This window comes from Acetobacter malorum (genome assembly GCF_001580615.1).
In the GTDB taxonomy this organism is placed as follows: domain Bacteria; phylum Pseudomonadota; class Alphaproteobacteria; order Acetobacterales; family Acetobacteraceae; genus Acetobacter; species Acetobacter malorum.
Map to the genome: position 1 here is coordinate 285,359 of NZ_LHZC01000057.1, position 19,440 is coordinate 304,798.

Below are 19,440 nucleotides of genomic sequence, written 5' to 3' on the forward strand. Positions count from 1 at the left end.
CCTCCGGGTCGTCTTTCACAGCCGATCCTCCGTCGGCCCGTCAGACAGCACGCCTTCCCACTTGGCGGAAATGGCAGCAGCGTAGCCGTTGCCCAGCACGTTGGTGGCGGTGCGGGCCATGTCGAGGAAGTGGTCGATGCCGAGGATCAGGGTAATCCCGGCTTCCGGCAGGCCAAACTGCGGCAGCACGGCCACCAGTGTGACAATGGACGCGCGCGGCACACCGGCAATGCCCTTGCTGCTCAGCATCATGACCAGCACCATGGTGAACTGCTGCATGGCGGACAGGTGGATGTCATACACCTGCGCGATAAAGAGCGCGCCAAAACTCTGGAACAGGATGGAGCCGTCCAGATTGAAGCTGTAGCCCAGCGGCAGCACAAAGCCGCTGATGCGGGTCGGCACGCCAAAGTTTTCCAACTTTTCCAGCAGCAGCGGGTAGACGGATTCACTACTGGCCGTGGCATACCCCAGAATGAGCGGCTGAATGAGCTCCCGGATCAGGTCTTTAATCCGGGGGCCAAGAACCAGAAACGCCAGCGTGGTCAGCACAACCCAGAGCACCAGAATAGTGCTGTAGAACTCAACCAGAAAGCGGCTGTACTGGATCAGCATCCCGCCGCCACTATGCGCAATGCTGCCCATAACGGAGCCAAACACGGCCATGGGGGCCAGCAGCATGACCATGTCGGTCATCCGCAGCATGATGTGGCCCAGCTCTTCCGTCCAGCCCAGCATGGTCTTTCCGGCCTTGCCCGCGGCAGGCAGCGCCAGACCGAACAGCACGGAGAACACCACAATCTGGAGGATATCGTTGCGGGACATGGCATCGAGCACGCTGGTCGGCACGATATGCAGCAGGAAATCAACCGGCAGGAATGGGTGCTTCAGGCTGGCCAGATCTTCCACGGCCGGAGGTTCAAACCCGGCACCCGGCTGGAAGATATTCCCCGCCAGAAGCCCGATAAGCAGCGAGATAAAAGACATGCTGATGAACCACAGCAGGATTTTTCCGCCGATACGGAAAACCTGACTGTCATCACCCAGCTTGCCAATCCCGCTCACCAGCGTGGCAAAAACCAGTGGTGCGATGACCATCTTGATCAGCCGCAGGAAAATCCCCGTCATCAGGGTTGCTGCCTGTTCGGCAAAATGAATGACAGCGGATGAGAGCGTGTGAATGAAAAGCCCGCTCATTACACCCAGAACGAGGGCTATCAGAATGGCATAAGTCCGCCGTCTGGTGTTGACCGGCTGCGTCCCAATGGCCATCGCGTTGTTCCCTGTTCTGATTTTTTATCACTATTGTGCCGGTTTCTACGCTACTGGCGGCAATATTTGAAGACCAGAGCGCGCTCAAATCATGAATTCTTCCCCACAAAGCAGACTCCATGAAATAGATAAAATATCGTAACAATAAAGTTTCGATATCTAAGTGTAACGAAATAAAGTTTCCTTAACACCCGCAGAAAACTCAGAGTCTTTCAATAAGACCCGTAAAATCTTTTGTGAAATCTCTCCTCTATTCTTGATTTCAGCGGAATTTGCTGGCCTTCTGCGCCCCAAGATAAAAAAACAAGGCGCTTTTAACGGTTATGATCAGACTATCGTTCCCTCCCTGCTCCCGGTCTTTGTGTGCGGTGCTGGTCGGATCATGCCTTACAAGCCTCTCCTCCCCCACTGCGCGCGCGGCCCAGTGGTACACCGGCTCTCTGGTCTCACCGTCTGGTGCAAAGTCTCATGCCGGGGATCTGGGGATCGAGCCTTATTATACTTACAGCCAGCCTGTGGGGACGTTTGCGTCCAACGGCACCAGCCACCCTCTCCACCCACGGCAGCAGAGCTTTAGTAATTCCACCTTGTGGAAATACGGCATTACGGATGACATCAGCATTCAGACCCACACCGTCATCAGCTATGGGTGGAAGCATTCAGCGGGGCATTCGCATGGCCCGCAATTCGGGGATTTCCCGGTCGATTTCATCTGGCGGTTTCTCCACCCAAACCCAAAACGCTTTATCCCGGACCTCAATCTGTTTGCCGGTGTCGTCATGCCAACAGGAGCCTATTCCCGCCTGCGCTCCACACAGGATGGGACGGGGACCGGCGCTTACGTCTTCCGCGTGGCTGTTACCGAGCAATCCACCTACACCCTTCCCGGCAACCATGCCCTGCGCCTGCGCGTCTGGAACTGGTGGCGCCGCGCTTTAACCAGCGCGCGCCTGCGGGACACGACCACGTACGGCACCACAGCAGGTTTTCGTGGCACAGGGCGACCGGGCATGAGCGGGCAGACCGGGTTCTCTCTAGAATACGGCATCACTCAGCGTTGGGTTCTGGCCATGGATCTGGCGCGGGACTGGGGCAACGGTTCGCACCTGAAAGGCTGGACCGCTGCGGGTACACGCGTGAACAAGATCAGCGCGGCCTCAACAGACTGGCAGATTGCCCCGGCGGTTGAATATAACTGGAACCCACGCTGGGGTGTGATTGCGGGAGCTGCGGTTTATTACGCCGGTCATAATACGGGCATTAAAGTCGCCCCGCAGTTTGCCGTTAACGCAGTGTTCTGATCAGCTATTCCCGGCTTCCTGCAGCGGGGTCCGTGCCCAGATATCTTCCCGCGCGCGGCGTTGCGGCGGCCGGGGCTGGCAGGAAATGAAATACAGCCCCACTACAAACACGAGGTTGGAGAGGGCGTTGAACCACATGGGGAGCTGGAACGGCGCAGGCGCATCATACGCCTGATACAGCACGTAAGCGGTAAACGGGATGGACACCAGCCGCACCCCCACCAGCATATAGCGTAACGGGTTGGGCCTGCCGGGCTGCACGAGCACGCGCATACGGTTCAGACCGATGAAGAACGTCACGCACAGGCCCCAGACCAACACGTTGAACATCATGTTGGAGATGTCTTCCATCCCGCCAATGACAAACACGGCAATAATGGACACAGCAGAAAACAGGAGGGAGCCAAGCTGGCAACTCATGCCAACTTCCAGCGCCGGCATGCGCTCGGGCAGCCTGTCTGCAAGCGGCTGACAAAGGTCATCCAGCAGCCAGCTATCAACACGTGTGATGCGCTCACCAAGGTTCATGCGGGCATCATAACGGATTGTCTGGCCTGATGCACCTTTCAATCGTGCAAGTTTGCCATCTCAGTGGCAAAGCCCCGCCCCCGACGCATGGAGTGGTCGGGGGCGGGTCATAAAGCCTCAGGCTTCTTTTGTTGCGTCGGCAGGAGCAGGCAGCGTGCCTTCCGGCGTCTTTTTGTCCACGGCCTGCGGCAGGAAGTGCGCCAGCGTGGTCAGAACCGCATCAGCCGGCAGGCCGGTGCGCTGCACCAGGTCATGCACGGTGCTGCTGCCCAGAATATCGCGGATTTCATCAGCCGTTGCAGGCACATTGCTGCCCTGACTGATCCATGACCGAACCTTGTCACCCAGACCGGCCTGATCAGCCTGCGTCAGAATGCTCTGGAGCGTTTCAGGCTGGAGCAGTTTCTGGAGCTGCTGCTGCATTTCCCCCTGAAGACTGACGCCAAGTGCGCCTTCCACTTTTCCAACAAGGTTCTGAATGAAATCGGACATGTAAAGCCTCTCTGCTTTTCCATTAAGCCTGCTGTGCAAGTCTTGCACAGTTCAGGCGGGCATCAGTTAAGATCATCATGGACCAAATAGCAGTCATGTGCGAGATCAATAACTGCCTTTCTTATCATCCCGGCACCCCACTGAGATGGACCGATAGCTGATATGCGTCTGACACCTCAAGGAAAATTCAGGGAATCGGGCTACTTTGAAAGTCTGAAACGCTTCAAACAGCCGCAGCCGAAAAAGTAGCACCTTTGCCCAGTCTCCCCGTCTTCCTTCTCGACCGCATCGGCCCCTTGCGCCATCTGCGCCCGCTGCGCCGCCCCGGCGAGCAGCAGAGTGGCCGGCTGCGCTGGCTGTTTGCCCCGTCCCTTCCTGCACTCGGCTTTGCCGTGCGCACCACCGCTGCGGCGCTGATCGCCCTGATCATTGCTTTGTGGATGGAACTGGATGACCCGCAATGGGCCGCCATGACCGTCTGGATTGTGGCGCAGGGTTCCCGCGGGGAAAGTATTTCCAAAGCGAAATGGCGACTGGTCGGCACAGCCATTGGTGTGGTGATGTCCATCACGCTCATTTCCGCCTTTATCCAGCAGGCGTGGCTGTTCTTCCCGGCACTCGGAATCTGGGTGGGGCTGTGCTGTACGCTGGCAACGCTGGTCCGCAACTTCCGCTCGTACGCGCTGGTTCTGGCGGGCTACACCTGCGCCATCATTGCGATTGGGGCCATTCCCAACCCTGCCAACGTGTTTATGACCGCCATGTCCCGCGCCACATATATTGTGCTGGGCATTACGTGTGAGAGCGTTCTGGCGGGGCTGTTTGCCCATAATCTGGCCGCCACGGCCCGCCGCAATATCCGTGACAAGCTGCGCACAGCATTGGGGAATGTCTCCGGCTCTGTCTCCAGCCTGCTCTCTGGCGATGATGAAGCCCTTGTGCGCTCCCGCGCCATGTTCGGCCCCATTCTGTCCATCAATGACCAGATTGAATTCTCGGAAGTGGAAATGGGCCCGCACGGGCATGAGGGCGACCACGCCCGCGCCGCCCTCGCCGCGGTTTCCGTGCTGCTTTCCCGTGGTCTGGGCATGGCCGTGCGGCTGCAATATGTGGAGACGGACCAGCCTGTTTTCCGCGCCACGGCAGCCAGAGTCAGCGCTTTTCTCAACGCCCTGCCGCCCCAGCTGGAAACTGACGACACCGTTCAGGCTCTGCTGGAAAACCTGCGCCTGATCCGTGCGGAATGCCGGCAGCAGATTGTTGATGCCCTGACGACCGAAATCAGCATGCAGCAGGTCCGTGTGCAGGATAATCCGGAAATTCAGGCGCTGCTGGATGGCCGTATTCTGCACAACGCGCTGGATGAATTGCTGGGTGAGCTGGAACAGGCCATTCGGGAATATGACGCCAGCCAGCACTTTATCCGCGGGGACCACTTCCACTTCCGCCTGCAATCCCATGTGGACAAGCGCGAGGCCCTGTATAACGGCATCCGTGCGGCAGTCGCCATTACCAGCGCGGGTCTGGTGTGGGAGGTCACGGCATGGTCCGCAGGCCTCGGCTTTATTACCTTTGTCGCCATTGTCTGCGGCCTGTTTGCCACCCGTGAAAATCCGGTTGTGGCCACCACGCAGTTCATGGTGGGGAGCCTCTGGGCCGCCCTTGTCTCCTTCTTTCTTGTGTTTGTGGTGCTGCCCACACAGGAAAATTACGAGATGCTGGTCGCCTCCCTCGCCCTGCCCATGATTGCAGGCGGGCTGGCCAGCCGGAACGCAGGCACGGCTCTGCATGCCGCCGCCTACACCCTGCTGCTGCCCAACTTTGTGCATCCGTTTAATCAGGGTCGTGAAAACGAAATTGCCTGGTTCAACACCACAGCCGCCATTCTGCTGGGGGTGGCGTTTGCCGTCATCATGTTCCGGGCGGTTATGCCGTTCAGCAGTGCCGCGGAACGCTGGCGCATGCGCCGCACGCTGCTGCGTGACCTGCGCACGCTGGCCTCTGCCGAACCCATTCCGCTCAACCAGAACTGGATTGGCCGGAACATTGACCGCTTTGCCCGGCTGATCCGCCATGCAGGCCCCACGCCCTCCCCCACTATTGAGGGCTGCTTGCAGGGCACACTGGCCGCCATGACCATCGGCCTGAACATCATCCGCCTGCGCAACCTGCTTGAACGTAACCAGATTCCACGTTCTGCCCGGCGGCCAATTGAAGTCGTGATGGCCCGCATGAGCCGCTTTACCGGTAAATATGGCCGCACCGCTCAAAGCGCGCGCCTCGCCACCAGCACGTTGCGCCGTATTGAGGCGATGGAACCCAACATCACCACCCGCATCGAGCTGACCCGCGCCATTGCGTATCTGATCGTCGTCTCGCACGAACTGGATGCCAACGCCGTATTCCTTGATGCCTCCAAACCTTACAGGGCGGCTTGAGCAGGAGCGCAGTTCTCTCCATTTTGAAAAACTATTTTAATATGTACCGGACCCTCACCTTCATGTTATAATAGAAGGTCTGGAGGAATAATCGGTCCGTGCATGTGTCTTCATTCTCTGATCGCCTTTCGCAGCAAATGCATGCGTGGGCGACCAGACTCTCACTGGGCCGAACCGGTCTTTCAGAAAATGCCCCCCTCGCCTGGCTGATTGCGCCCTCCCCGGCCAATCTGGGGTTTGCCCTGCGCACAACCTTTGCTGCCCTGCTGGCCTTGAGCCTTGCGCTGTGGATGGAGCTGGACAGCCCGCAATGGGCCGCCATGACCACATGGATTGTGGCGCAGAACTCACGCGGACAAAGTATTTCCAAAGCCAAATGGCGACTGATTGGCACCTGTATTGGCGCGATATCTGGCATTGCCTTTCTGGCCGCCTTTCCGCAGGAACCCTGGCTGCTGTTTCCCCTGCTGGCGCTGGGAGCCGGGGCCTGCTGTGCGGAGGCGACGTTTCTGCGCAACTTCCGGTCCTACGCGCTGGTTCTGGTGGCCTTTACCTGCACCATCATTGTGCTGAGTGCGGCCAACCAGCCGGACAATGTGTTTATGATTGCCGTGTCCCGCACCACCTACATCACGCTGGGCATTGTGTGTGAAAGCACGCTGGCTGGCCTGTTCGCCCCCCGCCTGAATACTGTTGCGCATGAAGAAATTCGCAGCCGTTTGCAAGACGCTCTCAGCGGAGCCTGCCTGAGCATGACCGGCCTGCTTCTGGGGGAAAAAGATGGGCTGTTCCGTTCCCGCGCGCTGATGGGCAGCATCCCTTCTCTGGCAGATCAGGTGGAGTTCAGCGAGATTGAGTTAGGCCCGCATGCGCATGTGGGCGACCACGCCCGCGCTGTGCTGGCCAGTATCTCGACCTTTCTGGCACGCGGGCTGAGCATGCATATCCATATGGAAGCCGCTGCCCCGCTGCCCGAGACATTTAAAAAATCGCTCTCGGACTTTGCTCAAATCCTGAAAACCATCCCCGATCACCTGAAAAATTCTGATCCGGTCGAAGCAGCGCGCCAGATCCGTGCGGACCTGTATCACGCCCGCACAAACTGCCTGCAAACCGCCACGGACACACTGATCCTTTTTGAACAGGCGAGAACACATCCCAACAGTTCCGAAGAGCTGATGCGTGACCTGCTGGAAAGCCGCATTCTGGCAACGGCTCTGGCAAAGCTCATTCTGGAACTGGATGAAGCCCTTGAGCATTTTATTGCAACACAGGACCCCAGCCCCAAAGACCACTTCCGCTTTGCGCAGCATATTGAAAAAGATCCTGTTCTGGCCCTCAATAATGGCTTGCGGGCGGCCGCTGCCATTTGCATTGGCGGTCTGATATGGGAAGTCACCGCCTGGCCGGATGGCTCCACACTGGCCATGTTTGTGGCAGTCACCAGCACACGTTTTTCCTCTTTTGAAAATCCCGTTCTGGCCTCAAGTGGTTTTCTGAGGGGCGCTGTCTGGGCTGCGGTCGTCTCATGGTTTTTAGTGTTTCTGGTCCTGCCAGATCAGGCCAGTAATGAGACCCTGCTGGCCTCCTTGTTTTTCCCCATGCTGGTGGGCGGGCTGGCCCTCCGCGCGCCGAATTCCATTGGTACCGCCGCAGCCTATAACAACTTCATGCCGTTTATGATTGGCCCGGCCAACCATAGCCGCATGAACGAAATCATCTGGTTTAATACCACGCCCGCTGTTGTTCTGGGGATTGCTCTGGGGGTATGGGCCTTCCGCCTTGTGCTGCCCTTTGATGCAGCTGCCGAACGCTGGCGCTTACGCCGCAAGCTGGTGCGGGATTTACGCAGGCTGGCCGCGCAGAAAAGCACCTTTACCCCGGCGGAATGGATGGCCCGCTCCTGCGGACGCATCGCGCAGATTATCCATCATGCCGGCGTTAAACCTGACGCTCTGACAGAAGCCTATCTGGCCGGAGCAATGGGAATCATGACAGTCGGCCTGCTGGTGCTACGCATTCAGCATGTGCTGGAGCACCATGCCCTATCGCCGGAACAGACGCAGCTTTTGCAATCTGTGATGCACAGCATCGCCACGCTGCATGGTCACACCACACAGCCTGCGGAGACTGCGGCCAACGCACTGGCGCAGCTGCGGCCCGCCGCGTTGCGGGAGCCAAACCTGTCTTTACAGATGGACCTGACCCGCGCTGTCGGCAGTCTGGAAGTGATGAAGCGGGAACTGGCGGACAATGTCACCTTTCTGGACACAACCCGCCGTTTCCATCTGCCTGTAGCGGCCTGAATGACCGCTCTAACGCGGCTCTCAGTGTTTTTCGATATCGTGAAAGCGCGTGTAATCCACAGCAATCCGGCCATCCGGGCGGGAGAGAACGATATCCACAAACCGATGATTATGGTGCACCCGGTCAAACCGATACGCGGTGCGGGCAAATACGGTCTGACCCAGCGCCTCGTCCGTGCCTGTGACGGTTACGACAATTTCGGCTTCTTCCTTTTCCAGTTCCGCCATGCTTTTGCCGTGCAGCGGGCTTTCCGGCCCGATGACATGCGCCATGACAAACGCAAACCGCAGCACCGGCACATGTGACTGCACCAGCAAAAGCTGGTCAAACTGCCGGACCAGATGCCCGTTTTCACTCATCACCAGTCGGGACAGGGATACTTCCACATCCACGGATAAAATGACGCTCAGCCGCAGGTTGGCAATACGGATACACAGTGCTGGAATGCCGTTTTCATTACTGATAACCGCCGTATTGCTGAACATGATGCGCGCGCGGGGGCGGGCAAAACGGGCAAACACAACGCCTGTTGCCAGCGCGTTGATCATCATGCCCACCAGCACTTCAAACGAGACCACAATGTTGGCATACGGCCCCACCGGCACCATGCCGCCATACCCGACGGTCGAGAGCGTTTGCACACTGAAGAAGAACAGGGAAAGCAGCGTATGCTGGCCATCCCCCGTCACCTGTGACGGTGCGATCAGATACAGCAGGGCAAAGAACAGATTGATCAGAAAATAGAAAATAACCGATGTATAAACAAAAGCTGTCCAGCTTGCCGTCAATGCGTGGTGATACAGGTCCGTCCAGACACTATCGGACAAGCCGACACGCACCACATCGCGGTGGGCTTTTTCTTCCACCAGCGCATGCGCCCGAAACCGGCGCATGGCCTCTTTGGTGGTAAAGTGAGACTTCTTGCCAGTCTTGCCTGTATTTTCAAGCGGCGTATCGTCCAGCCTGTTGTAGCGGGCCGTCAGTCGCGCTTCGCGCTTTTCCTTAAGCCTTTGAAATACGCTTTTCATGTCCGCCCTTCCGATCTGAAAGGCCGCCATGCCGCGCGACCCTGCGATCAGACGGTGATACACGGCCTCAGAAAGGCTTGCTTCCACCAATTACGCATAGCAAATCCGCATCACTTTGCAGCGATTTTGCTTATTGCTTCTTCGGCTCCGCAAACGGATGCAGGGATACGCCACCCGCCAGATGCGCCCATTGCGCGGCATCACTCTCAGCTGTCGTCGCCCCGCCCCGCAGCAGGCTCGACCCCTGCGTGACGGTTGCTGCATCCACCGTGTTGGCTGAATTCGCCTGCATGGAGGCACTCTGGGCCGCCCGCGCCCACAAGCTGGCGGCTTTCTGATGGTCGCCACTGCGGTCCGCCGCCTGCCCTGCCAGAGCCAGCGCCCGGGACATATCCCGGTAAGAGGCATCATCCCGCCGCAGGGTCGCGGCCTGCTCAGCCAGTTGCTCCGCCTGCACCGGGTTAGATGCCAGAACGGCACGCGCCTGAATTTCCGCCTTATCCGCCTGCTCCGTGCGGGAAAGCGGTGGCTTCAGCCCGTTGAAATAGGCCAGAGCTTTCTGGAAAGATGGTGTATCCTGCCCTGCATCCGCCGCCAGCCCCAGCACAAGGGCGGACCGTGCGGCATAGGCTGTATTGGTGGAGGCCATGCCGCCAGAGGCCAGCGCAATCGCCTGCGGATATTGCTTCAGGCGGTACCGGGCTGCGGCCTCAATCAGATCAAACTCCGGGCGTGCCGTCTGCCCGCGCACGGTGGCTGCCTGCCGGGTGGTCTGCACGGTTTTAACAGCCGCCGCCGGGTCATCCCCCGCCAGTTGCGACACCGCGAGGTCATACCCCGCTTCGGACGCCGCCACGCCGTCATCCCTCAGCAGAGCGAGATCAGCCGCTTTGCGATATTGGGTAATGGCGACGCTGTAACGGCCAAGCTCAAAGGAATCCTGCCCGGCGGTCATAGCCTGATCCCACGCGGCATCATCCCGCGCTGAGGGCGCTTCCACAACCCCTCCGCCGCACCCTGTCAGAAGCAAGGGTACCAGCAGGGCGAGAGAGCCAACGCGCCTCATGGCCGCACCTGCCGGGGTGCGAGGCGGTTTTTCTTGGTGGTTTTCTGGCCGCCCAGCAGCCACATGCCGCGCAACTGGTCGGTCAGCTTTTCCAGCCCGTAAAGCGTTGTTTGCGCCTGCGCCAGTAGCGCGGGCAGATCCGCCGTGCTGGCCTCCACGCTGCCTGCAATAGCGGGCAGATGCGGCGTGGCCCCTTTCAGGTCATGCGAGGCGGAACGGAGATTGCTCATGGTGCCATCCGTCTTGGTCATAATGCCAGACACCTGGTTTTCAATCGGCTTGAGGCGATCAATCACGGTGTTGAGGGAAACTGCCGCAGCCTGCGCCTGTTTGAGCAGTTCATCATTAGTCAGCAGTTGCCCCACGGTGCCCTTGCCTGCGTGCATGTCCGTCATGGTGGCGTCCAGTTCGGCCATCATGTGCCGTGCGCTGGCAATGGCGGGCATGATCTGGGCCTGAATATCATTCAGTGTGGCTGTAATCTGGTCCGCCGGGTTGGGCGCTGGCGTGGCGCTCAGAACCGCGTAACTCCAGTCCATGGCGTCCCCATGCCCACGACTGAGTTCCAGATAGGACGACCCGGTGACAATAAACTGCTTGCGGATAATAGCCGTGCTGTCCCGGCGGATAAACGGCTTGGCCTGCGGGTCCAGATCAACCTGCGCATACAGCTCACCCGAGGGGTTGAGCTTGACCGCGCGGATCGTCCCCGCATGGGTGCCGAGCAACTGCACATCACTCCCCACCGTCAGGCCACCCACGCCAGAAGCGGGCAGCGTGACATGCAGGCGTGCGGGTGGTGTTAGCCAGTTTTGCAGCACACCGGCTTCCACCACGGCACCAGCAAACAGCACCACGCTGAGCAGCACGAGGAACCCGACCCATTCATCCGCATAGCGCAGGGAAATGAGAGGTTTGATTTTCTGTCGTAAGCGGATCTGGAACATTATGCCGTCCGTATTTCTACAAGCCCGTCATCAGCCAGGCGCCACATACTTGTAATTCCCTGCCGGTAGCCCTGCCATATGGCATTATTACGTACCAGCCAGATGACACCAGCCCCTCTGTCCCGCGCCTCCGTTATTGCACTGAGGAACGGATTTTGCAGATCCACCGGGCTGCCTTCCAGCGGGTCTTCCAGAAGCAGCAACCGGGGCCGCCCCAAAAAGGCCCGCACACAGCCCGCCCGCAGCAGGTCTGCGTCGGAAAGCATGCTTGGCCGCAGGACAGGCAGGCCGGGCAAGCCAAACAGTTCTCCCAGCCGGGCTGCTTCCGCCACAATCTCATCCAGCGGGCGCGTGGTATGGTGCAGTTGCTGGAGTGTAATGGCAAAATGCGTATTCAGGAACTCAGGCCAGCTCGGCCTGCGCGTCATGCGCCCGATGCGGCCACGCAGAGCATTCATTTCCCTGTCATGCAGCGCGGCCCAGTCCAGCCCCATGAACTTCACCCCACCATCCTCCAGCGGCACCAGCCCGCAGCACATGTCTGCAAACATGGTCGCGCGGGAGGTGGAGCGGGCTTCAACCACCATACAGTCTCCCGGCATCAGCTTCATGCTGAAGGGGACTGGCGGCAGGCCGCTTTCCTCAAAGGAAGGGACTGCCTTGTTCAGTTCCAGAAGCGGGCCGGTTGTGCGTGTATCCATCTTACAGATCCAGACTGAACAGCACGCTGACAGCCATCACAATCAGCATGCCGCGCGAGAAGCCACGCGGCAGAAGGGTGCGCAGATTATCCTCATTGGTCGCGGTCAGACCTGTCAGGCAGCCCCCCAGCCCCACCACAAACCCGACGGTGATGAATTTGAGCGGGATCACCAGATAATCGGCGTGGGACATGGCGGTAATGACGTCATAGAGAAACGTCCAGATCGGATTGGTCACCACGCCGGACAGGCGGCTGATGATATAACCTGTCACCAGTGCCGCGAAGGAGAACAGAATGCCAAGGGTAAAGCCGCCCACGGTAAAGGCCAGCGTCCGCGGCATGACCAGCAACAGGAACGGGTCCAGCCCCTGCGCCTGCATGGAGCGGATTTCCCCGCCCGTTGTCAGCAGCCCCAGCTCCGTCACGGAGAGCATGCCATTGCGGCCCAGCAGCAGGATACCCACCAGAATGGGCGCAATTTCCCGAATGACCACATCAATCAGAATGGTGCCGGTCATTTTGGCCATGCCAGCCAGACCCAGCCAGTAAATGGTCTGCGAGACTGCTGCCACACCAGTCAGAGTGCCAGCAAACATCGTGGCGACCATGCCACCGCCAATCACGCTGTTGAGGGTTGTGCCGAACTCGTACCGCACAGTCCGCCGCCAGGAATGAGAGCGAAAACTCTCAAAAATAACGCCCCAGCTTGCTCCCAGCATGATCAGGAAAAAGCGGATCTGCCGCCGCGTCAGGCGGCCTATCCAGGCCAGCTTGCCCCGCACCCACTCATGCAGCACAAATTTCTGTTTATGCTGCGGATGGCTGGCAGCATCGGCCTCCAGAATAGGGTCACGCTCATCGCCCGGATTGCGTGGTTCGCTGCTGCCACTCATCGCCGCGCTGCCAGAATATAGGCCCGGCCAAGGCCCAGATGCGGCGCAAAGAAGGACCCGCGTGAGCGGAACAGATACCGGTCACGCAGCGCCTGATACACCCGGTCTGTCACCTGAATGGTGCCGCCATCCGTAGCCCCCTGCGCCATCAGTTCCGCCAGAGAGACCGTCTGCCCCCACAGGTTGAACACTTTCGGGTCTTCCCCCACAGCGCCCCCAAAGGCGGCACCGTAATCCAGCCCCATGGCGAACACAGGTTCCAGATTAGCCGCAGCGAGTGCGGCCATGAAGGTTTCCCGCATGGTCAGCGCAGCATCGGCAATGCGGATAATGGCGGTCGGATCTTCCTCCGTCGTGCAACCCGCCATGCAGATCATACGGTGCCCGGCCACTTCCACGCCAAACAGGCCGCGCTCGCGCGAGATGCGCTGCACGTCCGTGGCCAACTGGTTGATCAACGTCAGGAGAGCCTGCGTTTCCGCATCCCCATCCACCACCGGGTCGGAGAAGGTGATGACCAGCACGGCAACGGACGGATAAACGCCGGATGTCGTCACGCCAGCCACCTGCGGCGCACGCATGAGCATATTATCAAACTGCGGTTCCGGCTGCGGCTTGGCGGAATTGACTGCACCGGGCACTTCATCCGCAGGCAGGCCATGCCCGCTCCCGCTGTTTTCCGCTGTTTCAGCCAGCCTGATCCCGGCGATAGACGCCATCAGGTCCACAAAATACACCAGATGCGGGGCCATATGGGCATCTTCCAGCACCACCGCGCCGATAATCCCTTTGGGACCCGGAATGGGGTAGACGGCCAGCATACGCGTGCCCAGTTCCCGCATGACCAGCCGCTCGAACTGCGTTGTCCGGTCATCCACCGCCGCGTTCTCAACGCTCAGCACATCACCGGATTCAATGGCTTCAAAAAACGCCCCCAGCTCCGAGCGGGACATTTCAAACCCGCCGGAATGGGCATCCTGCTTCTGATCATAGGAATCTTCACAGATCAGCGCCTGCCCGTCATGCATCAGCCGCCAGATACTGGCTCGGCGTGCATCCGTGACATGCGCAAGCTGCTCTGTCAGCACCAGAGGGTCTGCCGCCGGGTCAAACAGATGCGGCGTGACCGCGACCTGCTGCACGGCCGCACTTTCATGCGTAATCTGCACACCCTGCTGTGCCAGCTTGCGGGCCACCCGTTCCGAACGGCGCACCTGCCGCACAAGAAACCCGGCCAGCACCAGTGAGAAGACGATGATGATCCCGGCAAATTGCAGGCTCTGCTGGCTGCTCTGGCGGGCAAAGCTGGCAAAGTCATTTTCCGGCGCGGAGAGCAGCAGGATCCAGCCTTCCGCTGAGCTTTTCAGCGGTGAGGCAATGGTCACATAGCGTTTGCCGTTTAGCTCAAAACTACGCGGGCCAAAGCCACGCACGCGGTAATGGTCATACCCACGGGCAAAAACCGGATGGGTTTTGGGGTCCAGCACCATCTTGTTGGGGTCCCATCCCGCAGCTTCCGCCTGCTGCATGATGTTACGCCCCGCCATAACCCGGCCCTGCTTATCCAGAATAATGGCGTTGCCGGTTTTACCGACCTTAAGATGGTCAAGAAACGTGCTGAGTTCGTTCAGGGAAATATTGGTAGCAAAAACATAGGTGTGCCCGTTTGCGGCCTTAAACCGCAGGGAACTGGTCATGACAAACTGGCGCGAGGACGGAAACAGATAAGGCTGCGTCCACTGGATGTCCGTCTTGCCTTCCGTATTGGCGTACCACGGGCGTTTACGCGGGTCATACCCGGTTGCGTCCGTATATTCCTCGCCGGTTTTTACGCCGTCATCCGTATAAAATTCCCGGTGATAGACCTGCTTGCCATCATGTACCTCAAACGTGGTGCGTTCCTGATTTTTGCCATCCGGCCCACGGGTAATCAGGCGGAAATGGCCGTCCTCATCCCCCAGATAAAAGGACTGCAACTGCGGCACACTTTGCAGCATGGCCGCACCGTAGGAATTAAACACCCGGTCCGCCACCTGCGGCGGCGCATGCGCAATCATCCCGCTGGCAATGACGTTCCCGGCCATGGCGGGCATGATGTAATCGGACACTTCCTGAGAAATATTCCGCTGCACAGCGCCAAGCAGTTCATGCGTCAGTGCCGCCACCCCGGCCCGCGTGGAGCGGTAGGAATGCAGGCCAATACCGGCGATGGATGCCACAACCAGCAGCAAAGCGCCAAAAGGCAGAACCAGATGCAGCAGCACACGCCGCACAGAGGCATCATTCTGCACGGTCGGGTCGACTATCTCATCAGAAGACACGTGACTTTTTCCACTGACTACGGATCATAAATCTCCATCCCGGGCAGATGTCCGAAATTTAAGGTGCCCAGAACGCCACAGCTTGTCCAGTCCCATGGGTGTGTCCGCTGGCGCAGAGCCTCTATGCCCTGCTCCCCGCACACATCAGCATCCGACCGAAGGCAGGCTGATCAGGATTCCAGATCAGCCTCAAAGCGGGTGGAAACGTCCAGCGCCTGCCCGAGGCGGGTCAGCCCGCGCCTCACCGTTTCACCCCGCACCGCAACGCGGGAAGACACCAGTTTAAGCACCAGCACCTTGCGTTGCCACAGCAGAGCCGTGCCATCCAGCAGCACCGCCGTACCGCCGGAAAGGGAATACGCCAGACGCAAAGCCAGCCCCAGCACAATGGCGCGGCGGCATGCGGCCTCGCTCAGCAAGGTGCGTGAGGTTGCCAGAAATTCCGCATTGATATCCGCCGCATACCGCATGGCCAGCGCCAGAGAAAGCCAGGCCCGCGATTCATGATCAAACCCGACACCCTGCAGGCGCAGGATACGCCAGTAGGTTTGCTCCGCCCGATATTCCGGGTGATCGTGACTGCCAACATCCGAGAGAATACAGGCAATGCGCCGCAGATGCCCTTCCTGCTTGCTTTCCTTGGTCAGCAGGCCATCCGTCCAGCGGCAGAGGACATCCGGCAGCGTATTACTGCGGCCCAGCCGGGCGCACATGTCCCGCGCGACAACTTCCATCGGGTCCTGAGGCAGACAATCGGGGGCGACATTGAGCATGTACCACCCCTCCCGCAGACCATCCACGCAGAACACCACCCGCTCCGGCTGCACCCTGCGCAACAGTCTGCGCAGAACAGTGGCGGCAAATGGCACATCATCCAGACGCTTTTTCGGCGCGCCCGGCAGACGTTCCAGACCACGACGCGGTGCATGCAGCAGCCAGCCGGTCATCTCCCGCGCTTCTTCCAGCCCAAGCGTATAATAATGCACGATATTCAGCGGATACTGCATGCGGGCAATGTGCAGCCGGGCCAGAGCGCGGAAGGCTCCGCCAACCAGATACAGCGTATCCCCTTTAACCTGAGGCAGCCATTTAACGCCCCCGATATCCTCTTCCGCCAGCGTGCGGGCCACGGCGAGGTCACACTTGGCGCGGTCGCTCAGGCGGATAACGCCCAGCGGCAGCGTGTTGGCATCATGGCGGCCATCTTTCGCCAGACGGATCAGTTCCAGAGAGCCGCCGCCCACATCGGCCACCAGCCCCTTTGCGCCGGGGATGCCACACATCACGCCAATGGCGGAATGATCGGCCTCTTCTTCCCCGCTCAGAATACGGATGGGCACACCCGGCATATTTCTGCGCAGGGCGTCCACAAATTCCGGGCCGTTCAGGGCATCCCGCACTGCAGCGGTCGCCAGAATTTCAAACGGGTCGGCGTTCATGGCGCGGGCAATGGCGTGGAAGCGGCTGAGCACTTCCATGGCCATCTGCACGCCTTCTTCATTCAGCCTGCCTGTTGCCGTCAGGCCACGGCCCAGACGCAGCACGGCCTTTTCATTAAAAATAGGCACAGGATTGCGCGATATGCCCTCGAACACCACGAGGCGCACAGAATTGGACCCAAGATCAACAACGGCCGAGCGGCGCGGCATATCAGTCTGCATGGGCGGCACTCTACTCCCGAAAATCGTTCACGAAAACCGAGAACAGATGCCGAAAACACGCATTCTGCTTTTCCCGCTCCGCTGGCTGAGGTCAGTCATCAAACATCAGGTCTTTTGATGTCGGCAGAGAGGCCGGTGCGCGCAGGGGTGTTTCATGCGCAGCAGACCCCCGGCCTGAAAGAGACGGGTGCGTCATAAACCATTCATGCGCGGAGAAAGGCCGTGCCCCCGGCGTCAGCCTGCGCCACGTCCCGCTGGCTTCCAGCCCCCAGGATTGCAGATTATCCTTGAGGTTAGAGACCATGATCTGCCCCAGCATCTGCGCATGCACCGTCGGGTTGGTGACGGGCACCATGCTTTCCACGCGCCAGTCCATGTTCCGCGTCATCCAGTCCGCAGAGGACAGATAGACCTTGGCATAGCGGGAGGGCAGACGGTGGCCGTTGCCGAACGCGAAAATACGGGAATGTTCCAGAAAACGCCCGACGATGGATTTGATGCGGATATTTTCAGAAAGCCCCGGCACACCGGGCCGCAGGCAGCAGATGCCCCGGATCACCCCGATAATCCGCACCCCGGCGCAGGAGGCGCGATAGAGGCAATCAATCAGATCCGGGTCCACCAGCGCATTCATCTTCAGCCAGATGGTGCCCGGCCGCCCGGCTTTGACGTGGGCAATTTCTTCCTCAATCAGCTCCCGCAGCGTGCTGCGGATGGTGATGGGCGAGAAGGAAATGGCTTCCATCTTGGCCGGCATGGCGTAGCCGGTCACGTAGTTAAACAGACGAGCGGAATCCCGCGCCAGCTCCGGCTTGCAGGTAAAGAAGGAGAGGTCCGTGTAAATCTTGGCGGTAATGGGGTGGTAGTTACCCGTGCCAAAATGCGCGTAGGACCGCACCTGATTCCCCTCGCGCCGCACCACGAGGCTGAGCTTGGCGTGGGTCTTCAAATCCGCAAAGCCGAACACCACCTGCACGCCGGCAGCTTCCAGCGCGCGGGAGAGGCGAATATTGGCTTCCTCATCAAACCGCGCCCGCAGTTCCACCATAGCGGTGACGGACTTCCCGGCCTCAGCCGCTTCAATCAGCGCCTTGACGATGGGGGAGTCACGAGACGTGCGATACAGCGTCTGCTTGATGGCAATCACGTTCGGGTCGAGCGCTGCCTGACGCAGGAACTGCACCACCACGTCAAAGCTTTCAAACGGGTGATGAACCAGCAGGTCCTTCGCCCGGATGGCGGCAAAGCAATCGCCATTAAAGTCCAAAATCCGCTCAGGGAAGCGCGGCGTGTAGGGCGGGAACAGGAGATCGGGACGGTCATCCACAATCATCTGCTTGAGGTCCACGACGCCGATCATGCCGGAATGGACGGCAATTTCTTCCGGCGGCAGATCCAGCCCGGAGGCAATGGCGTCCGCCAGCTCCGTCGGTACGCGCTTTTCCATATCCAGATGGATCACCACGCCCCGGCGGCGGCGTTTGAGCGCGCTTTCATACGAGCGGACAAGGTCTTCAGCCTCGTCCTCAAACTCCACATCGGTATCGCGCACCACGCGCAGCATCCCGCTTTCTCCCACCACAAGGCCGGGGAAAAGCTGGTCCATGCACAGGGTAATGAGGTCTTCCAGACGGATGAAGCGCACCGTGCGGTTGCCCGCCCCATCCTTGCTCGGCAGGCGGATAAACCGCTCAACCTGTGCGGGCAGCAGGATCAGCGCGTTCATGGCAAACGCGCCATTTTCCGCCAGCAGCAGACGCAGGCCCAACGCAAGCCCCATGTTGGGGATGAACGGCAGCGGGTGCGCCGGGTCCACCGCAAGCGGCGTCAGCACCGGGAAAACGCGGTCCATAAAGCAGGTGTGCAGCCATGTGCGGTCGGCTTCATCCAGATCAGATGGCTCACATAGCACCACATCGGCCTCTGCCAGCAGGCCACGCAGCTCCACCCAGATGCGCTGCTGCTCCCGCAGAAGCTGGGCACAGCGTTCCCGCACGGCGTCCAGCTGCTCGGCAGGGGTCAGGCCATCGGGCGAGAACGCCACCAGCCCTTCCCGCACCTGCCCGACAAGACCGGCCACACGCACGGAATAGAATTCATCAAGATTACTGGCGCTGATGGACAGAAAGCGCAGGCGCTCCAGCAATGGGTTGCGCGCATTATCCGCCTCTTCCACCACGCGCTGGTTAAAGGCCAGCCAGGAGAGTTCGCGGTTGATGAACCGCTCGGGCATGTCCAGCGTCACTTTTTTCTGGACCGGCTTTTTTCTGGTTCGACGAACTGCCGGCGTGCGTCTGCGGGCGGGCACTTTGGCTCCGGCTGATTGACCCGTCTTTTTGTCCTGCGCCGTCGTCACACCCATTCTCCCTTATTTTACCCCCATCCTGCCTGCATCAGCCTTGCCGGCATAGGGCTCATCGTCTCTTAAGTTCTTGCATCATACTGTACAGTGCTCTGAGTGGAAAAGAATGACACATGTTACG

Annotated in this window: 14 protein-coding genes; 3 read left to right on the forward strand and 11 right to left on the reverse strand. The window is 59.6% G+C overall.

The genetic code is table 11. The annotated features are described in order from the left end of the window. Positions 1-15: 15 nt before the first annotated feature. Positions 16-1,272 (reverse strand): dicarboxylate/amino acid:cation symporter, encoded by a 1,257-nt coding sequence (locus AD930_RS16850; protein ID WP_061507114.1) that lies wholly within the window; start codon positions 1,270-1,272, stop codon positions 16-18. Positions 1,273-1,595: 323 nt separating this feature from the next. On the opposite strand from AD930_RS16850, the gene AD930_RS16855 reads away from it, so the two are divergent. Next, positions 1,596-2,573, forward strand: a complete 978-nt coding sequence (locus AD930_RS16855) for a hypothetical protein (protein WP_244150641.1) — start codon at positions 1,596-1,598, stop codon at positions 2,571-2,573. Here the strand turns inward: AD930_RS16855 and AD930_RS16860 are convergent, their stop codons facing one another. Both AD930_RS16860 and AD930_RS16865 read right to left on the reverse strand, forming a co-directional pair. Further along, the gene (locus AD930_RS16860) at positions 2,574-3,101 is read right to left on the reverse strand and encodes a hypothetical protein (RefSeq protein ID WP_043553267.1); all 528 of its coding nucleotides are present in this window, start codon (positions 3,099-3,101) and stop codon (positions 2,574-2,576) included. A gap of 117 nt (positions 3,102-3,218) precedes the next feature. Next, complete coding sequence (locus tag AD930_RS16865) at positions 3,219-3,593, reverse strand: YidB family protein (RefSeq protein WP_043552176.1); 375 nt, start codon at positions 3,591-3,593, stop codon at positions 3,219-3,221. Positions 3,594-3,847: 254 nt separating this feature from the next. On the opposite strand from AD930_RS16865, the gene AD930_RS16870 reads away from it, so the two are divergent. Both AD930_RS16870 and AD930_RS16875 read left to right on the forward strand, forming a co-directional pair. Continuing rightward, positions 3,848-6,031 (forward strand): FUSC family protein, encoded by a 2,184-nt coding sequence (locus tag AD930_RS16870; RefSeq protein ID WP_043552175.1) that lies wholly within the window; start codon positions 3,848-3,850, stop codon positions 6,029-6,031. A gap of 98 nt (positions 6,032-6,129) precedes the next feature. Next, positions 6,130-8,337: an FUSC family protein gene (locus AD930_RS16875; protein WP_061507115.1), complete on the forward strand. Its 2,208-nt coding sequence runs from the start codon at positions 6,130-6,132 to the stop codon at positions 8,335-8,337. 21 nt (positions 8,338-8,358) lie between these two features. Here the strand turns inward: AD930_RS16875 and AD930_RS16880 are convergent, their stop codons facing one another. The 8 genes from AD930_RS16880 to AD930_RS16915 form a co-directional block, all read right to left on the reverse strand. Further along, on the reverse strand, positions 8,359-9,231 hold the full coding sequence (locus AD930_RS16880; RefSeq protein WP_231558332.1) for an ion channel: 873 nt from the start codon (positions 9,229-9,231) through the stop codon (positions 8,359-8,361). Between the two features lie 265 nt (positions 9,232-9,496). Further along, positions 9,497-10,432 carry a tetratricopeptide repeat protein gene (locus AD930_RS16885; RefSeq protein ID WP_061507116.1) on the reverse strand — a complete coding sequence of 312 codons (936 nt, stop codon included), beginning with the start codon at positions 10,430-10,432 and terminating at the stop codon, positions 9,497-9,499. Further along, positions 10,429-11,379, reverse strand: coding sequence for an MlaD family protein (locus AD930_RS16890; RefSeq protein ID WP_043552170.1), 951 nt, complete (start codon positions 11,377-11,379; stop codon positions 10,429-10,431). Before AD930_RS16890 ends, AD930_RS16885 begins: the two co-directional genes overlap by 4 nt. Further along, the gene (locus tag AD930_RS16895; protein WP_043552169.1) at positions 11,379-12,080 is read right to left on the reverse strand and encodes a P-loop NTPase family protein; all 702 of its coding nucleotides are present in this window, start codon (positions 12,078-12,080) and stop codon (positions 11,379-11,381) included. The genes AD930_RS16890 and AD930_RS16895 overlap by 1 nt, the downstream gene beginning before the upstream one ends. A gap of 1 nt (position 12,081) precedes the next feature. Beyond that, positions 12,082-12,975 (reverse strand): MlaE family ABC transporter permease, encoded by an 894-nt coding sequence (locus tag AD930_RS16900; RefSeq protein ID WP_043552167.1) that lies wholly within the window; start codon positions 12,973-12,975, stop codon positions 12,082-12,084. Continuing rightward, on the reverse strand, positions 12,972-15,296 hold the full coding sequence (locus AD930_RS16905) for an adenylate/guanylate cyclase domain-containing protein (RefSeq protein ID WP_061507117.1): 2,325 nt from the start codon (positions 15,294-15,296) through the stop codon (positions 12,972-12,974). The genes AD930_RS16900 and AD930_RS16905 overlap by 4 nt, the downstream gene beginning before the upstream one ends. A 170-nt stretch (positions 15,297-15,466) precedes the next feature. Next, on the reverse strand, positions 15,467-16,957 hold the full coding sequence (locus AD930_RS16910) for a Ppx/GppA family phosphatase (protein WP_061507118.1): 1,491 nt from the start codon (positions 16,955-16,957) through the stop codon (positions 15,467-15,469). 91 nt (positions 16,958-17,048) lie between these two features. Beyond that, entirely contained in the window at positions 17,049-19,319 is a 2,271-nt protein-coding gene (locus AD930_RS16915; RefSeq protein ID WP_043552162.1) for an RNA degradosome polyphosphate kinase, read from the reverse strand. Positions 19,320-19,440 lie beyond the last annotated feature (121 nt).